Genomic DNA, 24537 nt, shown 5'->3' with positions numbered 1-24537 from the left:
GTAAGGGAGCGATATAGCAGGCACATCGTGCCAGTCAGGACCTCATCTTGGTTACGCTCATCGACAATTCGCTGCTTAAGCCCCGCCACCCGGAAAAGGAGCATCGGCCCGACAATGCCGTGCTGCGCAAGCCGGACTGGATTCGTGTGCGCGCGCCGGGCTCGCCGGTCTACAAGGAAACCCAGCAGATCGTGCGCGAGAATAATCTCGTCACGGTGTGCGAGGAAGCGGGCTGCCCCAATATCGGCGAGTGCTGGAGCAAGAAGCACGCGACCATGATGATCATGGGCGAGATCTGCACCCGCGCCTGCGCCTTTTGCAATGTGCGCACGGGCCTGCCGGGGCCGCTTGATCCCAATGAGCCGGAGAATGTCGCCAAGGCCGTGCAGAAGCTCGGGCTCGAACACGTCGTGATCACTTCGGTGGATCGCGATGACCTGGCTGACGGCGGTGCCCGGCACTTCGCCGAAGTTATCCTGGCGATCCGCGCCAGCAACCCAGGCACTACGATCGAGATTTTGACCCCTGATTTCCTGCGCAAGGATGGCGCATTGGAGATCGTCGTTGCGGCCAAACCCGATGTGTTCAACCACAATTTGGAAACGGTGCCGTCCAAATATCTGAAGGTGCGGCCAGGCGCCCGTTACTTCCACTCCATCCGCCTGCTGCAAAAGGTCAAGGAACTCGATCCCACCATGTTCACCAAGTCGGGGATCATGGTTGGGCTGGGCGAAGAGCGCAACGAAGTGCTCCAGCTGATGGACGATCTGCGCTCAGCCGATGTGGATTTCCTCACCATTGGCCAGTATCTGCAGCCCACTAAGAAGCACTATCCGCTGCAGCGGTTCGTGACGCCCGAGGAGTTCAAGTCTTACGCCACCGTGGCGACGGCTAAGGGCTTCTCCCTCGTGTCCTCTAGCCCGCTGACGCGCTCGTCCCACCATGCGGGCGAGGATTTCGCACGCCTTCGCACTGCACGGCTCCAGAAGCTTGGTTATTGATGAAACGTACTTTTGAGCGGCATGTGCCGCATCTGCCCCAACGCATGTTCGAAATCGTCGCCGATCTGGAAGACTATCCGCGTTTCGTGCCCAACTGCCGTAACATGGTGGTGCAGCCCGACCCGGCCGCGCCCGAGAGTACCCGGCTCGCCCGCATGACCCTGTCCTTTGGTCCCATCACGCAGGCCTATACGAGCCGAGTGAAGCTGGATTCTGAAGCACTGGTAATCGATGCCAAGGCGGTGGACGGTCCCTTTAGTTATCTCGACAGTCGCTGGCGCTTCGAGCCGGAAGGGGAGGGGACACGCGTGCGCTTCGAGATCGACTTCAAGATCTCCAATCCCTTCATTGCCGCCGTGGCCGAGCCCGCCTTTGCCGCCAAGCAGGAAGAGATCATGCGCGCCTTTGGCGAGGAAGCGGACCGGCGCTACGGGCTTTGAACATCCCCTAGCACCTGAAGCGCCAAATCGAGCGCTGCATCGACGCTGGCGCGGCGGATACCGTCGCGACCCAAATCGCCGAAGCGGTGCTCGATCACGACGGTCGCGAGTTCTGACGACATCGCTACATAAACCAGGCCCACCGGTTTTTTCTCGCTGCCTCCGTCCGGACCGGCAATACCAGTGACTGACAGGGCGTAGTCAGCCCGCGCCGTGTTGCGCGCGCCGTCCGCCATGGCGCGCGCAACCTGGTTGGACACGGCGCCATAATCCCGGATCAAGCGGGGCTGCACCTGGATCATGCGCGACTTGGCCGCGTTCGCGTAGGTGATATAGCCGCCGTAAAAGGCCGATGATGAGCCGGGAACATCGGTAATGGCCGCCCCGATCATCCCCCCGGTACAGCTTTCGGCGGTGACGATTGTCTTGCCAGCAGCAGCCAACAGCGCGATGACGCGCTCCGCCCGACCAGGCTCTGGTTTGAGGGTCATCAATCGAGCCTCGGCAGTTCAATGCTGGCGCTGGCCATGGCGACCATTCCTTCCTCCCGCCCGATAAAACCGAGCCGCTCGTTCGTCGTCGCCTTGATCGCGATTCTCGTAGTCGCAATTCCAAGCGCCTCGCCGATCACAGCTTGCATGGCGGGCACATGTTCGGCAATCCGCGGCCGCTCGCAAACTATCGTGACGTCGACATTAACGATCCGGCCCCCCGCTTTGTTCACGAGGTCACCGGCGTGCCGCAGGAACACGACGGAACCCACGCCTTTCCATCGGTCGTCGCTGGGCGGAAAATGAATGCCGATATCCCCTTCGCCTATGGCACCCAGCAGAGCGTCGGTGAGGGCATGCAGCGCCACGTCCGCGTCAGAGTGACCCTTGAGCTTGGCGGTGTGTGGAATACGCACGCCGCCCAGCCAGACAGCGTCGCCCGGCTCGAAGGGGTGCACGTCAAAGCCGGTGCCAACACGGGTTTCTGTGATCATCTCAGCTCCTGCCAGCAGGCGCTCGGCTAGCTGGAAATCATTTGGGTGGGTAATCTTGAGATTGCGATGCGTGCCCGGCACCAGCCCTACCCGTAGGCCGGCCCATTCGGCGATCTCGGCATCGTCGGTGAAGGTGCGCCGCACCGTCGAAGCGCGCATATGCGCCGAGAACAACTGGGGAAAGCGGAAACCCTGTGGGGTCTGCGCCGCAAACAAGGTCGAGCGATCCTCGGTCGCCGTGACCAGGGCGCCATCCGGCGAGCGCTTGATGGTGTCGGTTACTCCTACGGCGGGCAGGGCGCCTTCCAGTTCGGCAAGCGCATCGATCACCCCGGCGACCACGTCACCTTCCACCAGCGGGCGAGCAGCGTCCTGGATCAAGACGTAGTCCGGCCGCAGCTTGGCGAGGCTTTTTAGCCCCTCCAGCACCGAAGCCTGCCGGGTAGCGCCGCCAGACACCGGGGGCAATAGATTCTCATGCTGCAATTCTAGAGCCGCAAAGCGATCGGCATGCTCGGCATGGATAACCGGCAGCACATATTGAACTTCGGGCAGCCCCAGAAATGCCTTGAGGGTGCGCGACAGCACCGCCTCGCCCGCTAGCATGCGATACTGTTTGGGCTCGGAAACGCCGCCTGCAGCGGCCCTCTCGCCGCGCCCCGCAGCAACAACGATGACGGCAATGGATCGAGAACGCATAAGCAGGGAACCTGAAACAACAAACCGTCACATCGCGCTGGTCTAACCGCGCTGCAGCCATGCGGCAAGTGCAGGCAGGCCTCTCCCTCAGCGCAGCGTTTGACTGTTGCGTGCTCGGTGGAATTGATTATTGTGCAGGCAAATCCCACGAAGTGAATAAATCCGGGGCAGTTGGTGAGTAAGTTTGCCTGCGCGTTGAGCATCGGAAAGCATCAGCTTCCGAACAATGCCTTGCTGGCCCCAATGGCGGGCATAACCGACCGCCCGTTCCGCTCCCTGGCCGAGCGCTTCGGTGCCGGCATGGTAGTGTCGGAGATGATCGCCAGCGCCGCGCTCACCACCGGACACCAGGACATGGTGCGCAAGCTCGGCAAGCCCGCCGGCTCCCTGCCGCATATGGTACAGTTGGCCGGCTGCGAAGCAGAGTGGATGGCCGCTGGGGCGCGCGCGGCCTATGAGGCTGGCGCTGATATCATCGACATCAATTTCGGCTGTCCCGCCAAGCGGGTGACCAACGGGTATTCCGGTTCAGCCCTGATGCGGGTGCCCGATCAGGCCATTGCCCTGGTGGATGCTGTTGTGACCGCCACTCCGCTTCCTGTCACGGTGAAAATGCGTTTGGGCTGGGACGACGACACGCTCAACGCGCCCGAAATCGCCCGACGGGCGGTCGAGGCGGGAGCGCAGATGATCACGGTGCATGGGCGCACTCGCCAGCAATTCTACAAGGGCCAGGCCCGCTGGGACCGCGTGCGCGCCGTGGTTGAGGCTGTCTCAGTGCCCGTTGTGGTCAATGGCGACATCATCGATCTCGCCACGGCGCGCGAGGCGCTGGCCCTGTCGGGCGCTGCAGCGGTGATGCTGGGCCGGGGGGCCCAAGGCCGCCCCTGGGCGGTGGGTCAAATCGGCGCCGAGCTTGCTGGCGAAGCGCCCGCTCCGGCACCGATCGGCACTGCGCTGGCCGAACTCGTCGCCGAGCATTACGAAGCGATCCTGCTTGAATATGGCACCGCTGTTGGCCTTCGCGCCGCCCGCAAGCACCTCGACTGGTATGCGGAAGCGGCGGATCTTTCCTTCGACAAAGCCACTCGCACCGCGCTGCTTAACTGTGAGTCGCCGCCTGAGGTGCTCAGCATGATCTCTCGCCTTTATGCCGCCGACTGGAGGGTTGCCGCTTGAACGCGACGCTTGATGAGTTCCCGTCCACCGCCGTGCTGCAGGCGTTGCCACAGCCCATCATCGTCTGCGCGGAAGACCGCCAGATCACCTTCGTCAATTACGCCGCCGAGGCGTTTTTCGGCGCTTCGCTCAGCGTTCTCAGCCGCCAAAAGCTTGATGATCTCATTGCCTTCGGCTCGCCCATTATCGGGCTCGTTGATACCGTTGCTACCCGGCGGGCACCGATGACGGAATATCGCGTGCGGGTGGGTTCATCGCGCTTCGGTGACGAGCGCATTGCCGACGTGTTTGCCAGCCCGATTTCCGACACCGATGGCCGCATCGCGATCCTCATCCAGGAGCGCACCATGGCCGACAAGATCGACCGGCAGATGGTTTCGCGCGGTGCCGCCCGTTCGGTCACCGGCCTGGCCTCCATGCTCGCCCATGAGATCAAGAACCCGCTTTCAGGGATCCGAGGTGCCGCGCAGCTTCTGGAACAATCCGTTGCCAGCGAGGAAATTCCGCTCGCCCGACTCATCCGTGAGGAAACCGACCGCATCGTCAACCTGATCGACCGCGTCGAGGTCTTTGGCGACGAGCGGCCGATGGAACGAGACGCTATCAACATTCACGTCATCCTTGATCGGGTGAAGCTGCTCGCGCGCAATGGTGTTGCCCGCGGCATTGCCTTTTCTGAGGAATACGATCCGTCCCTGCCTCCAGTGCTCGGCAATCGCGACCAGCTGATCCAGGTGTTCATCAACCTGGTCAAGAATGCCTCCGAGGCACTGGAGCGCACGCAAAAACCCGAGATAAGGCTCACAACGGCGTTTCGCCCCGGCATTCGCATCAGCGTCACCGGCGTTTCCGAACGTATCTCGCTGCCACTCGAGATCGTGATCGAAGACAATGGCCCGGGAGTCCCTCCCGATATTCTGCCGTTCCTGTTTGATCCATTCGTGACCACCAAGACCAATGGCTCGGGCCTTGGCCTTGCCCTTGTTGCCAAGATCGTCGGTGATCATGGTGGTGTCATCGATTGCGAGAGCCGCCCCGGCCGCACGCGCTTCCGCATTCTCCTTCCGGTCGCCAGTGGCGTTTCTCAAGCGCCATCCGAAGAGGTTTCGGCTCCATGAGTCACGTTGTTCTGCTTGCCGATGATGATGCCGCCATTCGCATGGTGCTCAACCAGGCCTTGACCCGTGCGGGCTACGAGGTTCGTCCCACGGGCAATATATCCACCATGTGGAACTGGGTCAGCCGCGGGGAAGGGGACATCCTCATCACTGATGTGGCCATGCCCGACGGCAATGCCTTTGAGGTCATGCCCAAGATCAAGAAGATCCGGCCGGACCTGCCCATGATCGTGATGTCGGCCCAGAACACCTTCATGACGGCAATTCGCGCCTCCGAGGTTGGTGCCTACGAATACCTACCCAAGCCGTTCGACATCACCGAAGTCCTGTCGGTTGTCGCACGCGGACTGGCCGATGCCAAAAAGCCCACACCCGCCGAACGCAAGGCGGAAGATCCAGGCGAAACCATGCCGCTGGTGGGCCGCTCCACCGCGATGCAGGACATCTATCGCGCTCTTGCCCGGCTGATGCAGACTGACCTTACCGTCATGATCAACGGCGAAAGCGGCACCGGCAAGGAACTGGTGGCGCGCGCGCTCCACGACTTCGGCAAGCGCCGCAATGGCCCGTTTGTAGCCATCAACATGGCCGCCATTCCCCGCGACCTGATTGAGGCCGAATTGTTCGGCCATGAAAAAGGGGCGTTCACCGGTGCCAATGCGCGCTCTTCTGGCCGCTTCGAGCAGGCCGAAGGGGGCACGCTCTTTCTCGATGAAATCGGCGACATGCCGATGGACGCGCAAACCCGGCTTCTGCGCGTGCTGCAGGAGGGAGAGTACACGATGGTCGGTGGTCGCAGCGCCATCAAGACCAATGTGCGCATCGTCGCCGCCACTCACCGCGACCTCAGCCAGATGATCCGGCAAGGACTGTTCCGCGAGGATTTGTTTTATCGCCTCAATGTCGTGCCGCTTCGGCTGCCGCCGCTGCGCGAGCGGGTGGAGGATGTCGGTGACCTCGCAGCCCACTTCCTGCGCTCGGCCCAACGGGAAGGCGAGCCGCCCAAGACCATCACGCCCGAAGCCATTCGGCTCATGCAGAACTATGCCTGGCCCGGCAATGTGCGCGAGCTGGAAAACCTCGTTCGCCGGCTTTCTGCCCTTTATGTCGACGAGAACATTTCCGCCGAGATCGTCCAGAACGAACTGAACATCATTGATCGCTCCCCCTCGTCAGCCCCCAGCGGTCCTGTCGACGTCTCCATGGCGGTGGAAACCCATGTGGGGCAACTGCTGCGCGAGTACGAGCCCAATCTGCCCCCGGCCGGGCTCTATCAGCGGGTGATCGACAAGGTGGAAGCCCCGCTAATCGCCATGGCGCTCAACGCCTGCGGTGGCAATCAGATCAAGGCCGCGGACCTGCTGGGCCTGAACCGCAACACGCTACGCAAGAAGATCCGCACTCACAGCATCGAAATTGTAAAACACAGCCGACGCAACGGCTGATCCGGGTCGATTAGAGACCAAAACCGCTCCACGCAGCGGAAGCACGGCCGCGCCGCGGCCGCGGGTGTCACATTTCGGCAACAATTATCTTGAAGGAAGGAGCGAATTGGGTCAGGCTCCGCCTCCCCACGGCAGCAACGGGCCCGGACCACGATTTGACCGAAGCGACAAGCAGGATCATCCGATACAAGGCGGGGCGGCCAGCGAAGGCTGCAGCAAAGTCGCGCTCGCTGTTTGCCGCCGCTGGCAATGGACCGCTCCGCGTTCTGGGCTTTGTGGTCGTAGTGGCATCGGTGCTGATGTCCTCGCTGTCCTTCCTGATTCTGTCTGGCATCACGCGGATCGAGCCATCCCCGGAGGTGTGGACCGCAATCTGGATCGTCACTGGCATCCTCGTGCTGCTGGTGATCGCGCTGGTGGTGACCGAGGCGACCTTGCTGGTGCAGGCGCGCCTGCGCCGTCAGGCAGGCGCCGGCATGCAGATCCAGATGGTCGGCATGTTCGCCTTTGTGGCGGCGGTTCCCGCAGTGATCGTTGCCGTCGTGGCTTCGCTGGCGCTCAACCAGGGGCTCGACCAGTGGTTCTCCGAGCGAACCCGAGCCATGGTAGAAAGCTCGCGCCTCGTCGCCCGCTCCTACATGCTCGAGCATGCCCAGGTGCTGCGCGACGACATCATCTGGGTGGCGGCTGAACTTGAGCAGGCCCATGGCACCTTCGAGGAGGACGAAGACCGCTTCCGACGCATCCTGACTGCCTTGGCCATTACCCGCTCGCTCCCTTTCACCTCGCTGATCACCGGCGACGGTGAAACGCTGATGCGTGCCCAGATTGCCGTCCAAGGCGCTTATCCCAAGCTACCCGAGGGAATCACCCAAGGCGTGGGGGAGGGGGCTCCGACTTCAATTGCCCCGGGCAAGACCAATCTGGTCGGCTCCATCGTCAAGCTGCGCGGCTATGACGACACTTTCCTGTTCGTCGCCCGGCCGGTTGACGCCGAGGTGCTCGAATATATGCGCCTCACCGACGAGAACATCACCGAGTACCGGGAATACGCCTCCAACCGGCTGGTGCTGCAGATCACCTTTACCATCATGTATATCGGTCTCGCGGTGGTGCTGCTCCTCGCCGCCCTCTGGACCGGCATTGCGCTCGCCAACCGGTTCGTCGACCCAATCCGTAACCTGATGATCGCCTCCTCCCGCGTCAGCCGCGGCGAGTTGGACGTTCAGGTGCCCGTGCAGGAGGGCAGGGGCGATCTGCGTGATCTCTCCACTGGCTTTAACCGCATGACCCAGCAGTTGCGCTCTCAGCGCGAAGCGCTGCTGACGGCCAACGAGATGAACGAGAAGCGTCGGCAGTTCACCGAAGCGGTGGTGGAGGGCGTCTCCGCCGGCATCATTGGCCTCGACTCATTTGGCGCGGTAACTCTCGTGAATGCCCGCGCCTGCGAGATGCTCGACACCGATGAAATCAGCCTGATGGGCAAGCGCATCGAGGATGTGATGAGCCAACTCGCACCCATCCTGGAGCGAGCCCGTTCGGCGCGTCGCGGCCAGGTTCGCGATCAGATCCAGCTCGGCAACGAAACGGACCGGCGCACCTATCAGGTCCAGCTCACCCGCGAAGGCTCCATCGCCGAATCCAAGGGCTATGTTCTGACCTTTGACGATATCACCGATCTCGAATCGGCTCAGCGCACCAGCGCCTGGGCCGACGTGGCGCGACGCGTGGCCCATGAGATCAAGAACCCCCTGACCCCCATCCAGCTTTCCGCCGAGCGCCTGCGCCGTCGCTATGGCGCCAAGCTCGAAGATGATCGCGATGTGTTCGACAAGTGCATCAACACCATCGTGCGGCAGGTTGGCGATATCGGTCGGATGGTCGACGAGTTCTCGGCGTTCGCGCGCATGCCAGAAGCGGCGCCCGAACCGGCCGATCTGTCAGATACCGTGCGCCAAGCCGTGTTCCTGGAAAGCGTCCGCTTGCCGGATCTCAACATCATCACGCATCTGCCCGAAAAGGCCATCATTGCCTTCTTTGACAGCCGCCTGATCTCCCAAACGCTGACCAACCTCATCAAGAACGCGGTGGAAGCTTTCGAGTCGGTGCCGACTGGTCCTGATTGGGAGCCCACCATCACGGTCGCGGCGCAACTTGAAGGCAATTTCGCCCGGGTCACCGTTTCTGACAACGGCAAGGGCTGGCCTAAGGACAACCGGCAGCGGCTGCTCGAGCCTTATATGACAACGCGCGAAAAGGGCACGGGGCTGGGCCTCGCCATCGTCGCCAAGATTGTCGAACAGCATGGCGGTATCGTCGAGCTGGTCGACGCCGAACCAGATCCCAGCGGCCGGGTAGGGGCTTGCGTGACCTTCACGCTGCCCCTCCGCTCGCCCCACAGCTTTTCGGATAACGCCGGTTCCTCGCGGCAGGAACAATGGCCATCCCAACAGGAGGAACCGCTCATGCAAGCGGCTGTTCACACCTAATGGCACTCGACATTCTGATCATCGACGACGAAGACGACATCCGCGAACTCATTGCGGGCATCCTTGAGGACGAAGGCTTTGAAGCTCGCCAGGCTCATGACGCCGATAGCGGTCTCAACGAGATCGCCCGCCGGCGGCCCAGCCTCGTTTTCCTCGACATCTGGATGCAGGGCTCGCGGCTCGACGGCTTGCAATTGCTCGATGTCTTCCAGTCCCAGCACCCCGAAATGCCGGTGGTAATGATTTCGGGCCACGGCAATGTTGAAACCGCCGTTTCCGCCATCCGCCGCGGCGCCTATGACTATATCGAAAAGCCGTTCAAGATTGACCGGCTGCTCCATATCACCCAGCGAGCGATGGAAGCGACGCGCCTGCGCAACGAGGTTGCCGAGCTCAAGGAGCGATCGGCCACCAAGAGCGAAATGGTGGGCAGCTCCCCCGCGCTCCAGCAGGTCCGCGGCCTGATCGAGAAATCCGCGCCCACCAATTCGCGCATCTTCATTTCCGGCCCTTCAGGCGTTGGCAAGGGGCTCGTCGCGCGCCTGCTGCATCAACGCAGCCCTCGCGCCGATTCGCCGTTTGTCGAGATCAACGCCTCCCTCTACGCCCCGGAAGAAGTGCCGGTGGTGCTGTTTGGGCGCGAAACCCGCGACAAGTCCGGCGTGCTCAAGGTTGAAGTCGGAGCGCTGGAAAAAGCTCATGGCGGCACACTTTACCTTTCCGAGGTTACTACGCTGCCGCAAGCCACCCAGGCAGCCTTGCTCCGTACGCTGGTCGAGAACCGCTTTAATCGTGTCGGCGGAACCCAGGCGGTGCCGATCGATGTTCGAATCATCGCCTCGAGTTCGCAGAACGTTGCCGCGCAGATCGAGTCGGGAGAATTCCGCAGCGACCTGTTCCATCGCCTTTCCATCGTGCCCTTGCCGATCACGCCCCTTAAGGAGCGGCGCGAAGACGTGCCGCCGCTGGTCAACGTGTTCATTGAGCAGGTCTGCCGCATGCACAATCTTCAGCGCCTGGCCGTCGGCGACGACGCCATGGCGGTGCTCCAGGCACAGGAATGGCCCGGTAATGCCCGCCAGTTGCGCAACTCGATCGAACGGCTCCTGATTCTGATGAAGGACCAGCAGCCCGAAGACGGCACAATCAGCGCAGCCATGCTGCCGTCTGATATCGGCGAGGTGCTGCCAACCGTAGGGGACACCGACTCGTCGGCCCATCTGATGAGCCTGCCGCTGCGCGACGCGCGCGAAGTGTTCGAGCGGCAGTATCTGCTGGCGCAAATCGAGCGTTTCGGCGGGAACATCTCCAAGACTGCGGAGTTCGTCGGTATGGAGCGCAGTGCTTTGCATCGCAAGATCAAGTCGCTGGGACTCTAAGACCGAGGAAAACGTAGCCGAGCCATGCAGCCGCCGCGGGTAGGCAGCAAAAAGCAGGCGTGCCATAGTGCCGGAACAAACGACGACCCCATAAACCGGAACAACGCGGTGCTTCCGGGGACCATACAGACGCTCAATCAGAGGCGTCGCGCAACAAGACTGCCGCATAAAAGAGGCCTGAATGCCCAGTGAAAAGCAGCAGAATCTGCAAGATTCCTTTCTCAATCACGTGCGCAAGCAGAAGGTACCGGTCACCATATTCCTGGTGAACGGCGTCAAACTCCAGGGAGTAATCACCTGGTTTGACAATTTCTGCCTGCTGCTGCGGCGCGATGCGCAGTCGCAGCTCGTTTACAAGCACGCGATATCGACGATTATGCCCGGAGCCCCAATCCAGCTTTTCGATCCGGAGCAGAACCAAGACAGCGACTAATCCATGACCGATCACGACGAGCTAGACGACGACCTGCCAGGCGGACCCCAAGCTTTTATCGACCGGCGCGAGGTACCCACGCGCGCCGGCCTAATTTGCCCCGATGTGCGCGGCAGTTCCTCCGCCCATACCATCGAATCGCGCAAGTCCGAGTTCGAGGGGCTCGCTGGAGCCATTCGGCTCGACATCGTATTCTCCGAGGTGCTCAAGGTTCGCGAGATCAAGCCGGCCACTTTTCTTGGCGGCGGCCACGTGGAAACCCTGGCGCAGCGCGTCAAGAACGAGGATATCGACTTGTTGCTGGTGGATGCGGCGCTGACGCCGATCCAGCAGCGCAATCTCGAAAAAGAAACCGGCGCTAAGGTGCTCGACCGCACCGCGCTGATCCTGGAGATTTTCGGCGAGCGCGCGGCAACCCGCGAAGGCGTGCTGCAGGTGGAACTGGCCCACCTCAACTACCAGAAGAGCCGTCTGGTGCGCTCCTGGACCCACCTTGAGCGGCAGCGCGGCAGCGGCGGCCTGGGCTTCATGGGCGGCCCGGGCGAAACCCAGATCGAAAGCGATCGGCGGCAGCTGACCGATCGGATTGTGCTGCTCGAGGATAGGCTGGAAAAGGTCAAGAAGACGCGCGCTCAGCAGCGGCGGCAGCGCGACGACACCCCGTTCCCCATTGTGGCGCTGGTGGGTTATACCAATGCCGGTAAGTCGAGCCTGTTCAATGCTCTGACCGGGGCAGGGGTGTTCGCCGAGAATCTCCTCTTTGCTACCCTAGACACCACCGTGCGCAAGCTGCAGCTGCCGCATGGGCGCGAGGTGATGATCAGCGACACTGTGGGCTTCGTTGCCGATCTACCCACCGACCTCGTTGCTGCTTTCCGCGCCACGCTTGAAGAAGTGGTGGATGCAGACGTTATTCTCCACGTCCGCGACATCGCCAATAATGACCATCTGGCGCAGGCGCTCGATGTGCTCAAGGTCCTGGGTGACTTGGGCGTTTCACCGGAAACCACGCCCGTCATCGAAGTGTGGAACAAGATCGATCTGCTGGCACCCGTCGCTGACGGCGATGATCCGCTGCTCGCCTCGGTCAGCCCGGCCGGCAAGGTCGCGGCAGTGGTACAGGTTTCCGCCAAAACCGGGCAGGGACTCGACGAGCTAAAGCTCGCGGTCGAGACCGCGCTCGCCGACAAGAGCCGCACCTATCATGTGCATGTGCCCCACAGCGCCGGCAGCGATATCGGCTGGCTGCATGCCCATTCCGAGATCATCTCGCGCGACGAACCCAATGAGCAGGGCTCGGGCTATGTGGTGCGCGTCGAACCGCGCCAGAAAGCGGCCTTCCTCGAGCGCTTCAATGGCCGGATCGAAAGCGTCGAAGCCTAGGCTTTGTCCGCGGCACGGATCTCGTTCCAATAGCTGTCAAGGCGCTCAAGCCCAGCGTCCTTGACAGCAACGCCGTCCTCGCGGCACCGCGCCTCCACATAGTGAAAGCGCCGGCTAAACTTGCTGTTGGCGTCCCGCAGCGCCGCTTCTGGATCAACGCCGGCTTGACGGGCCAGATTGGCGGCGGCGAACAGCAGGTCGCCGATTTCCTCCTGCACCGCGGCTTGATCCTGCATTTCACGCGCGCTGTCGACTTCAGCCAGCTCTTCCAGCAGCTTCTCCTTGACCGCTGCATAGTGGGGCCAGTCAAAGCCAACCTGAGCCGCACGCTTGGTCAGCTTCTCGGCCCGGGCAAGCGCTGGCAGCGTCGAGGGGACATCATCGAGCACTGAAGGCGTCTGCTCGCCCTTGCGAGCCGCCTTGGCGGCGCGTTCGTCGACCTTGATGGCTTCCCAGCGGCTTTGGGCCGCTTCCGCATCATTGGCATCGAGATCCCCAAACACATGCGGATGCCGGCGGATCAGCTTGCTGGTGATGGCATAGATCACATCGCCAATATCGAAGTGCCCAGCTTCCTTGGCCAGCTGCGCCTGGTAGATCGGCTGCAGCAGCAGATCACCCAGTTCTTCGCGCAGATCAGCGAAGTCCTCGCGCTCAACGGCGTCGGCGACCTCATAGGCTTCCTCGATCGTGTAGTGCCGGATGGTGGCAAAGGTCTGCTCCAGATCCCACGGGCAACCCGTCACCGGATCACGCAGCGCCGCCATGATCTCGATTAGCCGTGAAATTTCGCGCGAGGGTTGCATGGAGGAACCTTGATTGGAATCAGCGCCGACAGCTTAGCAATGCCTAGGGCTTGCCAGTAGCCCAGCACGGCAACAGCCAATTAGAGCGGGTGAGGCGGGTTCGCCAAGCCGTCAGCAGCCACGGTTTTCTGCACATCCGCAGTTCGCATAAGATATATTATGGAACTGCGATGTGTCTGAAGCGCAGCAAGATGCATGCGTTATAGACGGCCAGCAGTGTCGGCTGGCAGACGCCCGTCATCTCGCACTGCCTTCTGGCCCTAAGCCCTGCGCAACGCCTCCATAACAAAGCGCCCACCCAGCCCCAACGTGCCAGCACCTGGCCGGGTCCACTTCCTGGTGCCAGGCCAGGCTTCGTACGAGCTCCACGCCACCGTCCTTGAATGCCTGGACGAGACCGGGGTCTGGCGTGCCGGCCGCGCCTTCCGCGAAGATAAAGCTGACCGGGCTGATAATGCTTGCAGGATGCAACCCGCTTGCCTTTTCGACCCGTAGCGCCACACCTTGAGCAAACCTGGCGCCATTTGGCTTGGCCGGGCTTGCGACCCCGAGCGGGAATACCAGGCGTCCGCCCATCTTGAGGCGGTCGATCCATGGCTCGGCAGGCCGCTCCACCGCGAAGTTGACATAAACGCCTTCAACGTCCTCCCGAGGCCAATCGCCCCCATCACCGGTGATGACCTCGACATTGGGCCGATCAGCGAGGTGGCTGTGCGCTTGCTGGGCGAGGTTGTGATCAAATTCCACGGCAACAACGCGGCCCGTTGCTCCCACCAGTTCAGCAAGGATCGCGCTGTAATAGCCTGTTCCAGCACCGATATGGGCGACGGTGTCGCCAAGCTTGGGAGCCAAGGCGTCGAGCATGCTGGCATGCAAAGACGGGCTACCGTTATTGATGCCTCGCTCTTCGTCGAGGGCAATCAGCACATCCTGATACACATAGACCGGGTCGTTGGCTGGCAGGCGAACAAAGCCCTGAGCCCGTTTGACGATATACCAGGGGTCGCTCCCCAGAAAGCGCTCTCGTGGCACAGCGGCAAAAGCCGCTTCGAGCCTCTCGTTGCGGGCGCCCAGAAGCGCTGTTACTTGCCGGGCGTAGCCACGCCGAACGATCTCCAGGTCAGTGGTGCTCAAAATCAGCCCCGCTCCGTTCCGCCTCCGTCTTTCCGAGACTAGAGCGACCGCGGGCAGATGACCAGAACGTACGCCGCAACATGTCTTATGTTGGCACGCCTTACTCCGCTGGTCGGAGCCCAATCAGGCTTTCCTGACGTGGGCTTGATCGGGCGGTAGCGAGCACCCTGCCCTTATGGCGGCACGCGCCCGGACAGGCAGGTCTGATGGACCTAGTGCCTGCTGCGCAGGTGCGAGGGCGACGGATTCCCCAATCTTGGTCTGGCACCTAATAGTTGAACGAAAATCGTCTGGACAGGCCAACGCCAACAACGAACTGGTTTTCGGTACCCAGTTGCACGACTGGAGAGTCGGCAGCATCGGCCACCAGCCTGCTATATTCGGCACTCGCATTGAAAAAAGTATCCGGGATAAATTCGTACCGCGCGGCCAACTTGACGCCAACCGCCGTTACACCCGCTCCAGGATCATACGCGTCCAAACGCCCGCCACTCGCTATGGCCTCCGGCGCCGTCACGCCAAAATAGGTGTCCACATAGTCCTCGCCCGCCATGCTCGCGTATACGCCGCCCACAACCTCAAGCTGCGGTGTCAGGCGAGCCGTCGCGTCCAGTCCCACTTCCCCGACGAGCCCTTCCGCACCGCCAAAGGCGTAGCGTGCCTGCCCATATAGCTCCGTACTGAGCACGTCGCTGAAAATGAACTCGTAGCCAACTCGGCCGCCGACCTCGTAGGTCGTATCGACGTCGTCCAGTCCCAGGAGCTGCTCGTGGTCTGAACTGATCCGTTCCCCTTGCACCGCAAAGGATGGGCCGAACCGCAAACCGCCGGCGGACTTTTCTCCGCCGATATCGATAAGCCCGGGGATATTGAGACGCTCAACGCGAATGATTGGGTTGACCGTCATGCCGTACTCGGTCGAGCCCGGATAGATTGGGGCAGTGCCGACACCAAGGCCCAACTCGAAGATCAGGTCAGGTTTGCTCGTTTCAATCGCCACGAGCTCGGTTGCGGCCGCACCGAAGGAATCGAAGTCGGCCCCCTGGGCGACTGTTGGCGAAAGAACAAGGGCGCTCAGCAATGCCTTGCGCTTCAAGCGGCTTGTGAAGTCGTGTCGCACTTGTTCCACCTTGTCTAGGATCCTGCCTTCATCGCACCGGCGAATCAATGCCTTGCTTGAAGCTCGAGCACAATACTGCTCCTATCTTGCATCAACCTTTCACAAACGCGGTTTTTACCGACATTGCGCGGCGGCCAGCAGTCCTGCGATGGAGATCGTGGTGCGATCTTCCAAATAAGGCCCGATGATCTGGATGCCGGTGGGCCGGCCGTCGCGCATGCGCCCTATCGGCATCACCGTGGCCGGCAGCGCCGCGCCATTTCCCAAGGCGGTCCAGGCCACGCTGTCGCCCCGCTCCATGGCAACGCCATCCACCAACACGCTCGGTGCCGCGGCTTCCGCTTCCCCCAGCGCCGCCACCGACATGGGCGGGCAGATCAGCGCATCCCAATCGCGAAACACCTCCTGCCAGGCCCAGCGCAGCTTCACCCGCGCTTCATTGGCCTCGATCCATTCGGCATGGCTCGCCACCATGCCGCCGATGCGCCACGCCGCCATACTTCCAGGATCAAGCCCCAGGAGTTCTTCGCGTGCCGCTGCCAGCTGTTCCGCCGTCTGCCCCAGCGCCACCGCGCCCCCAAGCAGCCGCAGATAAATCCGCGTCGCCTCCTCGACATCGGGCATCACGCCCTCGGCGCGCCGCACCTTCGCCCCTGCCCGCCCGAGCAGTTCCGCCGCCAGCGCCACCCCTGCCCGCACTTCGGGATCGGTGGGTACCATCGGATGCTCCTCCAGCACCAGGACCCGCAACTCGCTTAGTTTCTCCACCCTTGGCGGCGGCAGCGTCAGCGTATATCCCACTGCCTCATCGGCATCGGGCCCCGCCATGACCGTGAGCCCCAACTCAAGATCCCGCGCGCTCCGCGCCAGTGGCCCCGGACAGGACAGGTCGAACCGCGCCTTGCGCCCAGCCAGCGCATGCCCGCGCAAGGGGATCAGCCCCATGCTCGCCACATGGCCCCAGATGCCGCAAAACTGCGCCGGCCCGCGGATGGAGCCCCCCAGGTCCGAGCCGATATCAAGCGGCACATAGCCTGCCGCCACCGCCGCGGCCGCCCCCGAAGACGAACCGCCCGGCGACAACCCGGCCCCCACCGGATTGCCCGTCCGGCCATAAACCGGGTTCTCGGCATTCCAGCCATCTAGCCCCTCGGACACATTGGTTTTCCCGAGGATCACCGCGCCGGCGGCGCGCAGCCGGGCCACCGCTACCGCGTCCTCGCGCGCCACCGCGCCGCGAAAAGCCTCCAACCCCCAGCTTGTGGGCAAGCCTTCCACATCAAAGCTTTCCTTGATGGTGATCGGGACGCCCAGCAGCGGCAGTTGCTCCCCCGCCGCCAAGCGCCGGTCCGCCTCGCCGGCCGCCGCGCGGGCCCGCTCGAAATCGCGCACCACCACCGCATTGAGCACGCCATCGCCAGCCTCGATGGCGGCAATGCTCTGCTCCACCAACTCCACCGCCGATATCCGACCTGTGGCCAGCTCCGCGCTCAGCGCCGTGGCATCAGGCGCCATCAGCTAGCCGTCGCGAAAAAGCGCTTGGCGGCCGCCAGGCACGCCTCAAACACGCTGAGATCGCCAAAGGGCAGCACCGTGCCTGCCGGCGGCCGCGCCACCAGCCCGCCGCGCAGATGCATGCCCCCATCCAGCATCAGATTGTCGGACATGGCGTGGTCTTCCACCATTTGCCCGTCCGGCCCTCGCGTCACCCCCTTGGCATCGGGTGCCACCTTGCCGCCGTAAAAATCCTCGGCGGCTCGCTGCCCATAAAACCGGCTGTCATTGGTGTAGCCAAAAGCGGGCTTGCCTTGCGCGCACATGAAGCCGATTTCATAGGCCGTGCCCACATCGGCGCTGATGCCCCGGAACGGGGTCATGTTGGCGATAATGAAGTCGCTGTCGCTCATCACCGCTTCATTGCCCCGGGCGATGAACACCCCAATCTCGAACTTGTCGCTGGGCCAGTCCCGCTCTTCGTTCCAGACCTGGGGCACAAAGCCATAGCTGCGGGTCAGCTCGCGTTTGGCCGCAGTGATTGCTGCCCCGTCCGGAAAAAACACCTCGGGGCCGGCTAGGTAAACCGTTTTCATGTCGCGCCCTCAGGACAACTCGCCCGCCGCAATGGCTGCCATGATGCGGTCGCGATAAGAGGTGTCGCCGGTTTCGATCCGGTTCTCGACGCGCGACGCTTCAGTCATGAAATGCTCGTAGCCGCGGCCCATTTCCCAGCCGCGCTTGGTATGCATGTCGATGGCGAAGTCGGGCACTTTGGGCGCCTTGTTGCGCACAACGTTTTCCAACCGCGCGAAATTGACCATGTCGTCGGTGGTGCGGTCCTTGGGGCTTTCGGCGATCAGCCGGATGGCATGGGCAGCAAACAGAAACCTGTCGCCGATCGGACGCGGATAGCGCTGATGAGTGCGATAAAGCGTATCCACCAGCACCGGCAGGTTCAGATTGCCCGCCCCCACATCCTCCACTGCGATCACGCACAAGCGCGACCACAGCATCTCCTCCATCTCGGGGCTGGTCACATACATCTCATAGGCCAGCAGGAGCGCGGTCTCGGCCATGCCGCGCCGGAGGCATTTCTGCAGGCCCGAGATCACCTCATCGGCAGGGATGCCGTGCTGGGTCTTGACGTTCTGCCAGGGATCAGGAGGCAAGGTGACTTTGGACATCGGCAAACAACCTATTTCAGTTCGATTTCAACAAATTCGACGGGGCTGTCGGAAAGGTTGACCACGTTGTGCTCGGCCCCCAGCACTCGCCCATAGCTTTCCCCCACCTGGTAGGCGACCTCGCGCCGGCTGCCATCGAGTTCAACGATGGTCAGCGTTCCAGCCAGTGTGGGCACAACAACATAGTCATGGCCATGCTTGTGCCAGCCGGTCTCCGATCCCGGCGCAAAGTGGTAGCGGGTGGCCCTGACCCGCTCATTGTCCACCTGCACCGTGGCGATGGCGGGGATGAGATGTTCGAGATCTTCGTTCATTGCGCTCACTTCCATCTGTTGTTGACGCGCCGCTCTGCCCCAAGGGCCGCGGTAAAGCACAGCACCGAAATCACGGTGGCCACGACACTGGTGCCAAAGGCCCGCTCCGTCTGGAAGTCACTGGCCGCCGAGCGGAACAGGTAGCCAAGCCCGCTCGAGCCCATCAGGAATTCGGCCACCATGGCCGACAGCACTGCGGGCGGCGCGGCCAGGCGCAGCGCGATCATCCAGTTGGGCACGGCCGAAGGCAGCACCAGGTGGAAAAACCGCGTCAGACGCGAGGCCCCGAGGACCTTGAACAGATCATCGCTCCCGGGCGGCAGTGCCTTGAGCCCGGCCGAGGTGAACACAAAGGCCGGGAAAAACGAGATGATCACCACAATGGCGAGCACGGTTTTGAGGTCATAGCCGAGGAGGCGCGCCAGCACCGGGATCAGCGCCACTACGGGCACCGAAGAAAAGATCAGCCCCAATGGCACGAGGATCCCGTTCAGCAGCCGCGAGGTCCAGGCCAGCACCGCAACAATCGTGCCCAGGAGCATGCCCAGCACCAGCCCCAGGGCGGCAAGTATCAAGGTTTGCCCGCCATTGGTGATGTACACCATCGGATTGGTGACCAGATCCGTCAGCACATTGATGGGCTGGGGCATGACAATGGCGTTGACGCCCGAGATCGACACCCAGGCCTGCCAAGCCAACAACACCGCCAGGACGCCCCAGTAGCGCGACACGGCAGTACGCAGGGTAGAGCCAAAGCTTCGTTTTGCCGATGTGCTCATGCGTATCGCCCATAAACAAAGCGCTCGAGCAGGCTCATCGCTCCAAAAGCCAGAAGCGAAGCCGCCGAGGCAATAAATACCGCGCTCCACAGCAGCGGGATCTGGAAGTTCTGCATCGCGCTGACCATGAGCAGCCCCAGCCCGCGCGAGGAGCCAAACCATTCGCCGAGGATCGCGCCGATGAAAGCGGCAGGAATGGCAAATTTCAGCCCACTCACCAGAGCCGGCAGTGCGGCCGGCAAATCGAGGCGCAAGAGGCGCGTCAATGGCGACGAGCCCAGCACTTGGAAGAGGTCCCGGTGCGTCACCGTGGAATTGGCCAGTCCCGATGTGGTCGCGACATAAAGCACAAAGAACACATTGAGCGTTGCGATCGCCATCCCGGTCAGTTCCCGGTCGAGCAGCACGATAAACAAGGGCGCCAGCGCAATAGCGGGAATGGCGTGGATCACCCCGGCGAGCCGGTCGAGACCGGGCCGCAACACCGGCACCACATGCACCAGCCCCGCGGTCACAACGCCGATCAGCGTCCCTAGCGCATAGCCCGCCGCCACCATGGAAAAACTCGCCCCCATCGCACGCAAGAACAGCGCCTGACGCGAGGGATCGAACATGAACACCAGTACCGTACTCAGCGGCGGCCAGGTCAACCCAGCCAGCCGGTTGACCCCGATCACCTCCCACAATCCCAAGAACAGCAGGATGCCGATGGCCCCCAACACCCCCGCCTGCGCCTTGTCGCTCGCGATGCGCATCAATGCAGCCCCTCGGGTTCCAGCGCCAACGTCAACTCGTCGGCCATGTGGTGGAACTCGGCCGTGCGCTGCACATCGGGGCTGCGCGGCCGCGCGAATGGCACTTGGATGGATTTGATCACCCGCCCCGGCCGCCCACTCATCACGATCACGCGGTCGGCGAGAAACAGCGCTTCCTCAACCGAATGGGTGACGAGGAGGGTCGTGATCTTGGCTTCGCTCCAGATCCGCTGCAGTTCCACATTCATGTGCCGGCGCGTCACCGCGTCGAGCGCCCCGAATGGCTCGTCAAGCAGCAGCACATCGGGCCTGAGCACCAGCGCCCGGGCAATGGAAACGCGCTGCCGCATGCCGCCGGACAACTGCTTGGGCCGCGCCTTCTCGAACCCCGTCAGCCCCACTAACGCCAGCAGTTCGGCCACGCGCGCCTCATCCACCTGCCGCCCGGCCACTTTGAACGGCAGGGCGATATTGTCGTGAATGGTGAGCCAGGGCAAAAGCGCATGATCCTGGAATGCCACGCCTAAGCGGTGCGCGCGCGACAGCTCCAGCGGATCGCGCCCTTCAACCGTCACCCGCCCATGAGTGGCATTGTCCAGCGCCGCCACCAGCCGCAACACCGTGCTCTTGCCGCAGCCCGAAGGGCCAAGGAGCGCGACGAACTCGCCCTTGCCGATCTTGAGATCGACCTCCTCGATGGCGACCAGTTCCTTGCCGTCGTCGAGCTTGAAACTCTTGCGCACGCGGTCGACATTGATCGACCAGTCCTGTGACACCATTGGGCTGCTCATCACGCCACCAGCCGCTCGAACCGTTCCGAAATCACTGGCAGGCGCTCCTTGAGCTTGGCGCGGATCGCTTCCTGGTCGATCCCCAGCATGGCGCGGTCCTGCATCACCACCTTGCCATCCACAACAACCGTTTCCACGTCCCGGCCGACCAGGATCGAAGCCGCAACAAACAGCGGGTCATAGATCGGCGCATGATCCATATGCGAGGTGTCGCAAAGCAGGAGGTCGGCCTTTTTGCCCACTTCGAGGCTCCCCACCTCATCGAAGATCCCCAGCGCCCGCGCCCCGCCATGCGTCGCGATCCGCAGCAGTTCTTCGGAGGAAATCGGCTCGCGCTGGTGGAACACGGCTGAATTGACCGCCTGCTGACCCACGCGCGCCACATGCGCCACCTGGAACAGATCGAGCGTCCCCGCCGAACCCGGGCCGTCCGTGCCCAGCCCGATGGCGATGCCGCGCTTCCACATTTCGATCAGCCGGGGATGGCCGATGGAATAATTGTTGAAGCCGCAATGACAGGCTGAGAGCTGGTACTTCTCGTAGAGATCCACTTCCTTGGGCGAGAGCAGCACCGAATGGGCGCAATGCAGATTGTGGTCCAGCACCTGCATGGTCTCGAGCCACTCGGTCGGCCGCAGTCCGAACTTTTCGAGCGTATAGTCGATCTCGTAGCTGCCCTCGCACAGATGCGTATGGATCTTCACCGCCAGCTCGCGCGAGGCCTGCGAGATATCGCGGATCAGCTCGGGAGAGCACACGATCACCTGCCGTAGCGAGAGCCACGCCTTGACCCGCTCATTGCTCTGCCAGCGCTCTACCAGCGCCACATTGCGCTCGAGCGCCTGGTCATGCGTCATCAGCATATTGGCTGGCACTTCCGCGCCAATATTCTCGCTCTGATTGACCGTCGACAGCGACACAAACCCCCGGATGCCTACATCCATGGCTGCCCGTCCCATCTCGTCGGGGTGCGGTCCGCCGGCTTCCGCGAAACAGGTCGTGCCGACCTGGATCATGTTGGTGTAGGCGACGAGCCCCGACAAATACACATCCTCGGGCTCGAGGCAGCTCTCGAACGGGATCAGGTAGTTCTTCCACACCGGCAGCTTGAGTGGGCGCTTCCTGGCAATCGCCTGCAGCTTTCCTCGCAGCAATTGCTGTCCGGTATGGAAATGCGCATCGATCAGCCCGGGCATAGCGATCCGCCCCCGTGCATCGATGGTGGTGCGCCCCCGATAGGCTCGCCCCCCTCCCCCTTCACCCAAAAAGACGATCCGCCCCCCATCCACTGCGATCGTGCCATCGCTGATCACCCGATTTTCGGCATCGAGGGTCACGATCTCGGCGCCGGTCACCACCACATCCACCAGCTGCGGCTCGCCCGTGGTGGTAAAGTTGTCTGGGGTCATGGGGTGATCTCCTTGGAATAAACAGGTCAGAGCGAAGCCAGCGCTTCCTGGGCGAGGCTGGTGTCGACGATATCGTCAATGGGGGGGAGTTCGGTGCGCCCGGTTGCGCGTGCCGCGTCATACATCGGGCCCGCCATCTTGGCCTTGTCGAGCCCATAGATGGGGTAGGCCGGATCTCCGCCCGGTCGCATGAAGGGAAGCTGCAGCTCGTTCTGTCGGGTCTGCTGAGCCAATTCGAGCCCGAAATCGGCGCCGTATTTCTGCACCGCCAGCTTGGGCGCCAGCGTCAGATCCGCCTCATTGACCTGGAACGCCTGCATCAATGCAGCGAGATAGGCCACGATCGCCGGCCGGTTGACCTCGAGAAATGCCCGCGACACAAAGCCCAGCCCCGCATAGGAGGGAAAGCCCAGTTGATCAAAGGAGCGGAAAAAGAAGTCCTTTTCTGGCACCATGCCCATGTTTTCGAGCGTAATGGTCTGGTTCACCGCAAAGGCGGTGTAACCCTCGCCATCCCCTGCCACCAGGGGCTCGGGCGAAAACCCGGCCGGCACCATGGTCCAGCTCTCCGGGTCGAGCCCCGCCAAGCCCAGCGTCGCCTGGATGGCGGTTTCTTCCGCGGGGCCCTGCGCCAGGATCCGCGAACCCACAATGTCTTGGGCCGTTAAAATCGGCTTGGCCGCCAGCGAAATGATCCCCAACGGCGAAGTCTGCTGGCGCGCGGTGATCAGCACGAAATCATTGCCGCGCCCAACGGCATCCAGAAATGGCAGCCAGCTGGTGTAACCGATCTCGGCATTGCCCGCCGCAATCAGGGTCAACGGATCGGGGGCATTGGGGCCGCCTGGGCTCACCGACACATCCAGCCCCGCCCCGCTGAACAACCCATTTTCCAGCGCAATCCAGTGGTCGCCATATTCCACATTGGCGATCCAGCCGAGTTGCACGCGCAACGGCGTGCTCGCCTGCGCCATGGCAAAGCGCGGCAACAAGGCCGAGGCCAACAGACCCCCGGCAGCGGATGCAAGCAATTGGCGTCTCAGCATATCGGCACACTCCAAAGGGCTGCGCATGGGCGGGTTGAACCAGCCACCCCGCCACGGCGCGGGATGGAACCACAGGATAGGGAGGCTCTCTAAAACTCAGAGCGTCGCGTGCGCTTCCTCGAGCACGCTTAGGTCCACAAGCTCGGCAAGGGGCGGCACTTTGCGGCCCGCCGCCACTGCTGCATCCGTCATCGCCCCCTCGATCACGGCGGGGTCGAACCAGAACAGCTTGCCCTCGCCTTCCGGCTTGATCAGCGGAATCTGCAGCTCCATCTGGCGCTGCTGCTGGGCGAGGTCGAGCCCCAGATCGGCGCCATATTTGTCCACTACGATCTGTGGCGCATATTGGGGATTGGCAAAGGCATAATCCCAGCCGCGGATCAGCGCCCTGATATAGCCCACCATCGCCGGCCGGTTTTCGGCGAGGAACGATTTCTTGGTCACCATCAGCGCCTGCTTGACCTGGTAGCCAAGGTCATCCATCAGCGTCACGAAAAAGTCGGTGCCCTGCACCAGGCCCAGATTTTCCAGCGTGATCGGCTGATTGGTCGCAAAGGCGAAATACACATCGCCATCGCCCGACAGAAGCGGCTCGGGCGAGAACCCGGTCGGCATGATCTCGTAGTCGAGCGGCAGTCCGGCATTGCCCAGAATGGCGTCGATGATCAGCTTGTCCGTGGGGTTCTGCGCGAGGATCCGCGCCCCCACCAGATCCTTGGCCTCGCGCACGGGCTTGGCTGCCAGCGATATCAGTGCCGCGGGGCTCTTTTGCCACATGGCGCCCAGCACCACGAAGTCATTGCCCTTTTCGATAGCATCGAGCACCGGCAGCCAGTTGGCATTGCTGATCTGGGCGCTGTCAGCTGCGAGCGATACGAGCACATCGGGGGCATTGGGGCCGCCAGCCAGGAAGTCCGCCTCGATCCCTTCCTCGGCGAAATAGCCCTGCTCAAGTGCCGTCCAGAAGCCGGCATATTCCACATTGGAGATCCAGCCGAAGGCTTGGGTGATTGCGGTCTTACCCGCTTCCTGCGCCCAGGCCCCTCGCGGCAGCAGGCTCAATCCCAGACCGGCACTCCCCGCCAGCAACACCTGCCGCCGGCTCGGTTGAAAATAGCGCGAAAACCCCATCGGCACGGCTCCTTGCTGCT

General features: G+C 62.6%; 24 protein-coding genes. 9 read left to right on the top strand and 15 right to left on the bottom strand.

What is annotated here, in order from left to right; translation table 11 throughout:
* Positions 1-47 precede the first annotated feature (47 nt).
* Together lipA and HRU92_RS06240 are read left to right on the top strand one after the other, a co-directional pair.
* Entirely contained in the window at positions 48-1001 is a 954-nt protein-coding gene (gene lipA / locus HRU92_RS06245; protein ID WP_172123376.1) for a lipoyl synthase, read from the top strand.
* On the top strand, positions 1001-1441 hold the full coding sequence (locus tag HRU92_RS06240; RefSeq protein ID WP_172123375.1) for an SRPBCC family protein: 441 nt from the start codon (positions 1001-1003) through the stop codon (positions 1439-1441). The genes lipA and HRU92_RS06240 overlap by 1 nt, the downstream gene beginning before the upstream one ends.
* Here HRU92_RS06240 and HRU92_RS06235 read toward each other — a convergent pair.
* Together HRU92_RS06235 and HRU92_RS06230 are read right to left on the bottom strand one after the other, a co-directional pair.
* A complete protein-coding gene (locus HRU92_RS06235; RefSeq protein WP_172123374.1) occupies positions 1429-1932 on the bottom strand; it encodes a CinA family protein in 504 nt (167 codons plus the stop codon). The two genes, HRU92_RS06240 and HRU92_RS06235, sit on opposite strands and share 13 nt — an antisense overlap.
* Entirely contained in the window at positions 1932-3125 is a 1194-nt protein-coding gene (locus tag HRU92_RS06230; protein ID WP_173087802.1) for a bifunctional 2-C-methyl-D-erythritol 4-phosphate cytidylyltransferase/2-C-methyl-D-erythritol 2,4-cyclodiphosphate synthase, read from the bottom strand. Before HRU92_RS06230 ends, HRU92_RS06235 begins: the two co-directional genes overlap by 1 nt.
* A 174-nt stretch (positions 3126-3299) precedes the next feature.
* Between HRU92_RS06230 and dusB the strand changes: the two genes are divergently transcribed.
* From dusB to hflX, 7 genes are all read left to right on the top strand, one after another.
* A complete protein-coding gene (gene dusB / locus HRU92_RS06225) occupies positions 3300-4304 on the top strand; it encodes a tRNA dihydrouridine synthase DusB (RefSeq protein ID WP_349236697.1) in 1005 nt (334 codons plus the stop codon).
* Complete coding sequence (locus HRU92_RS06220; RefSeq protein ID WP_127753140.1) at positions 4301-5422, top strand: ATP-binding protein; 1122 nt, start codon at positions 4301-4303, stop codon at positions 5420-5422. The genes dusB and HRU92_RS06220 overlap by 4 nt, the downstream gene beginning before the upstream one ends.
* Entirely contained in the window at positions 5419-6867 is a 1449-nt protein-coding gene (gene ntrC / locus HRU92_RS06215) for a nitrogen regulation protein NR(I) (protein ID WP_127753139.1), read from the top strand. The genes HRU92_RS06220 and ntrC overlap by 4 nt, the downstream gene beginning before the upstream one ends.
* Positions 6868-7022: 155 nt before the next feature.
* Complete coding sequence (locus HRU92_RS06210; RefSeq protein WP_127753138.1) at positions 7023-9356, top strand: PAS domain-containing sensor histidine kinase; 2334 nt, start codon at positions 7023-7025, stop codon at positions 9354-9356.
* Positions 9356-10735 (top strand): sigma-54 dependent transcriptional regulator, encoded by a 1380-nt coding sequence (locus HRU92_RS06205; protein ID WP_127753137.1) that lies wholly within the window; start codon positions 9356-9358, stop codon positions 10733-10735. Before HRU92_RS06210 ends, HRU92_RS06205 begins: the two co-directional genes overlap by 1 nt.
* Before the next feature lie 181 nt (positions 10736-10916).
* A complete protein-coding gene (gene hfq, locus HRU92_RS06200) occupies positions 10917-11168 on the top strand; it encodes an RNA chaperone Hfq (RefSeq protein ID WP_046138466.1) in 252 nt (83 codons plus the stop codon).
* 3 nt (positions 11169-11171) lie between these two features.
* Positions 11172-12551, top strand: a complete 1380-nt coding sequence (gene hflX, locus HRU92_RS06195) for a GTPase HflX (RefSeq protein ID WP_172123371.1) — start codon at positions 11172-11174, stop codon at positions 12549-12551.
* Here hflX and mazG read toward each other — a convergent pair.
* The 13 genes from mazG to HRU92_RS06130 all read right to left on the bottom strand — a co-directional run bounded on the left by mazG (position 12548) and on the right by HRU92_RS06130 (position 24517).
* On the bottom strand, positions 12548-13357 hold the full coding sequence (gene mazG / locus HRU92_RS06190) for a nucleoside triphosphate pyrophosphohydrolase (RefSeq protein ID WP_172123370.1): 810 nt from the start codon (positions 13355-13357) through the stop codon (positions 12548-12550). The two genes, hflX and mazG, sit on opposite strands and share 4 nt — an antisense overlap.
* 237 nt (positions 13358-13594) lie before the next feature.
* Positions 13595-14491 (bottom strand): rRNA adenine N-6-methyltransferase family protein, encoded by an 897-nt coding sequence (locus HRU92_RS06185; RefSeq protein ID WP_127753134.1) that lies wholly within the window; start codon positions 14489-14491, stop codon positions 13595-13597.
* A 268-nt stretch (positions 14492-14759) separates the two neighbouring features.
* The gene (locus tag HRU92_RS06180; protein WP_173087800.1) at positions 14760-15611 is read right to left on the bottom strand and encodes a MipA/OmpV family protein; all 852 of its coding nucleotides are present in this window, start codon (positions 15609-15611) and stop codon (positions 14760-14762) included.
* 114 nt (positions 15612-15725) lie between these two features.
* Positions 15726-17126 carry an amidase gene (locus tag HRU92_RS06175; RefSeq protein WP_172123368.1) on the bottom strand — a complete coding sequence of 467 codons (1401 nt, stop codon included), beginning with the start codon at positions 17124-17126 and terminating at the stop codon, positions 15726-15728.
* Entirely contained in the window at positions 17126-17701 is a 576-nt protein-coding gene (locus tag HRU92_RS06170) for a nucleoside 2-deoxyribosyltransferase (protein ID WP_173087798.1), read from the bottom strand. The genes HRU92_RS06175 and HRU92_RS06170 overlap by 1 nt, the downstream gene beginning before the upstream one ends.
* Positions 17702-17710: 9 nt before the next feature.
* The gene (locus tag HRU92_RS06165; protein WP_172123366.1) at positions 17711-18292 is read right to left on the bottom strand and encodes an AAA family ATPase; all 582 of its coding nucleotides are present in this window, start codon (positions 18290-18292) and stop codon (positions 17711-17713) included.
* An 11-nt stretch (positions 18293-18303) separates the two neighbouring features.
* Complete coding sequence (locus HRU92_RS06160; RefSeq protein WP_127753129.1) at positions 18304-18606, bottom strand: cupin domain-containing protein; 303 nt, start codon at positions 18604-18606, stop codon at positions 18304-18306.
* A gap of 5 nt (positions 18607-18611) precedes the next feature.
* Positions 18612-19385 carry an ABC transporter permease subunit gene (locus HRU92_RS06155; protein WP_172123365.1) on the bottom strand — a complete coding sequence of 258 codons (774 nt, stop codon included), beginning with the start codon at positions 19383-19385 and terminating at the stop codon, positions 18612-18614.
* Entirely contained in the window at positions 19382-20140 is a 759-nt protein-coding gene (locus HRU92_RS06150) for an ABC transporter permease subunit (RefSeq protein WP_172123364.1), read from the bottom strand. Before HRU92_RS06150 ends, HRU92_RS06155 begins: the two co-directional genes overlap by 4 nt.
* A complete protein-coding gene (locus HRU92_RS06145) occupies positions 20140-20931 on the bottom strand; it encodes an ABC transporter ATP-binding protein (RefSeq protein ID WP_172123363.1) in 792 nt (263 codons plus the stop codon). Before HRU92_RS06145 ends, HRU92_RS06150 begins: the two co-directional genes overlap by 1 nt.
* Positions 20931-22340: an amidohydrolase family protein gene (locus HRU92_RS06140; RefSeq protein WP_172123362.1), complete on the bottom strand. Its 1410-nt coding sequence runs from the start codon at positions 22338-22340 to the stop codon at positions 20931-20933. Before HRU92_RS06140 ends, HRU92_RS06145 begins: the two co-directional genes overlap by 1 nt.
* Before the next feature lie 26 nt (positions 22341-22366).
* The gene (locus HRU92_RS06135) at positions 22367-23386 is read right to left on the bottom strand and encodes an ABC transporter substrate-binding protein (protein ID WP_172123361.1); all 1020 of its coding nucleotides are present in this window, start codon (positions 23384-23386) and stop codon (positions 22367-22369) included.
* Positions 23387-23482: 96 nt separating this feature from the next.
* Positions 23483-24517: an ABC transporter substrate-binding protein gene (locus HRU92_RS06130; protein ID WP_172123360.1), complete on the bottom strand. Its 1035-nt coding sequence runs from the start codon at positions 24515-24517 to the stop codon at positions 23483-23485.
* Positions 24518-24537 lie beyond the last annotated feature (20 nt).

The sequence above is a fragment of the Devosia sp. 1635 genome (genome assembly GCF_013185955.1).
Taxonomy (GTDB): Bacteria; Pseudomonadota; Alphaproteobacteria; order Rhizobiales; family Devosiaceae; genus Devosia.
The sequence above is the reverse complement of the archived record's forward strand: the minus strand, read 5'-3'. Positions and strand labels throughout refer to the sequence as shown.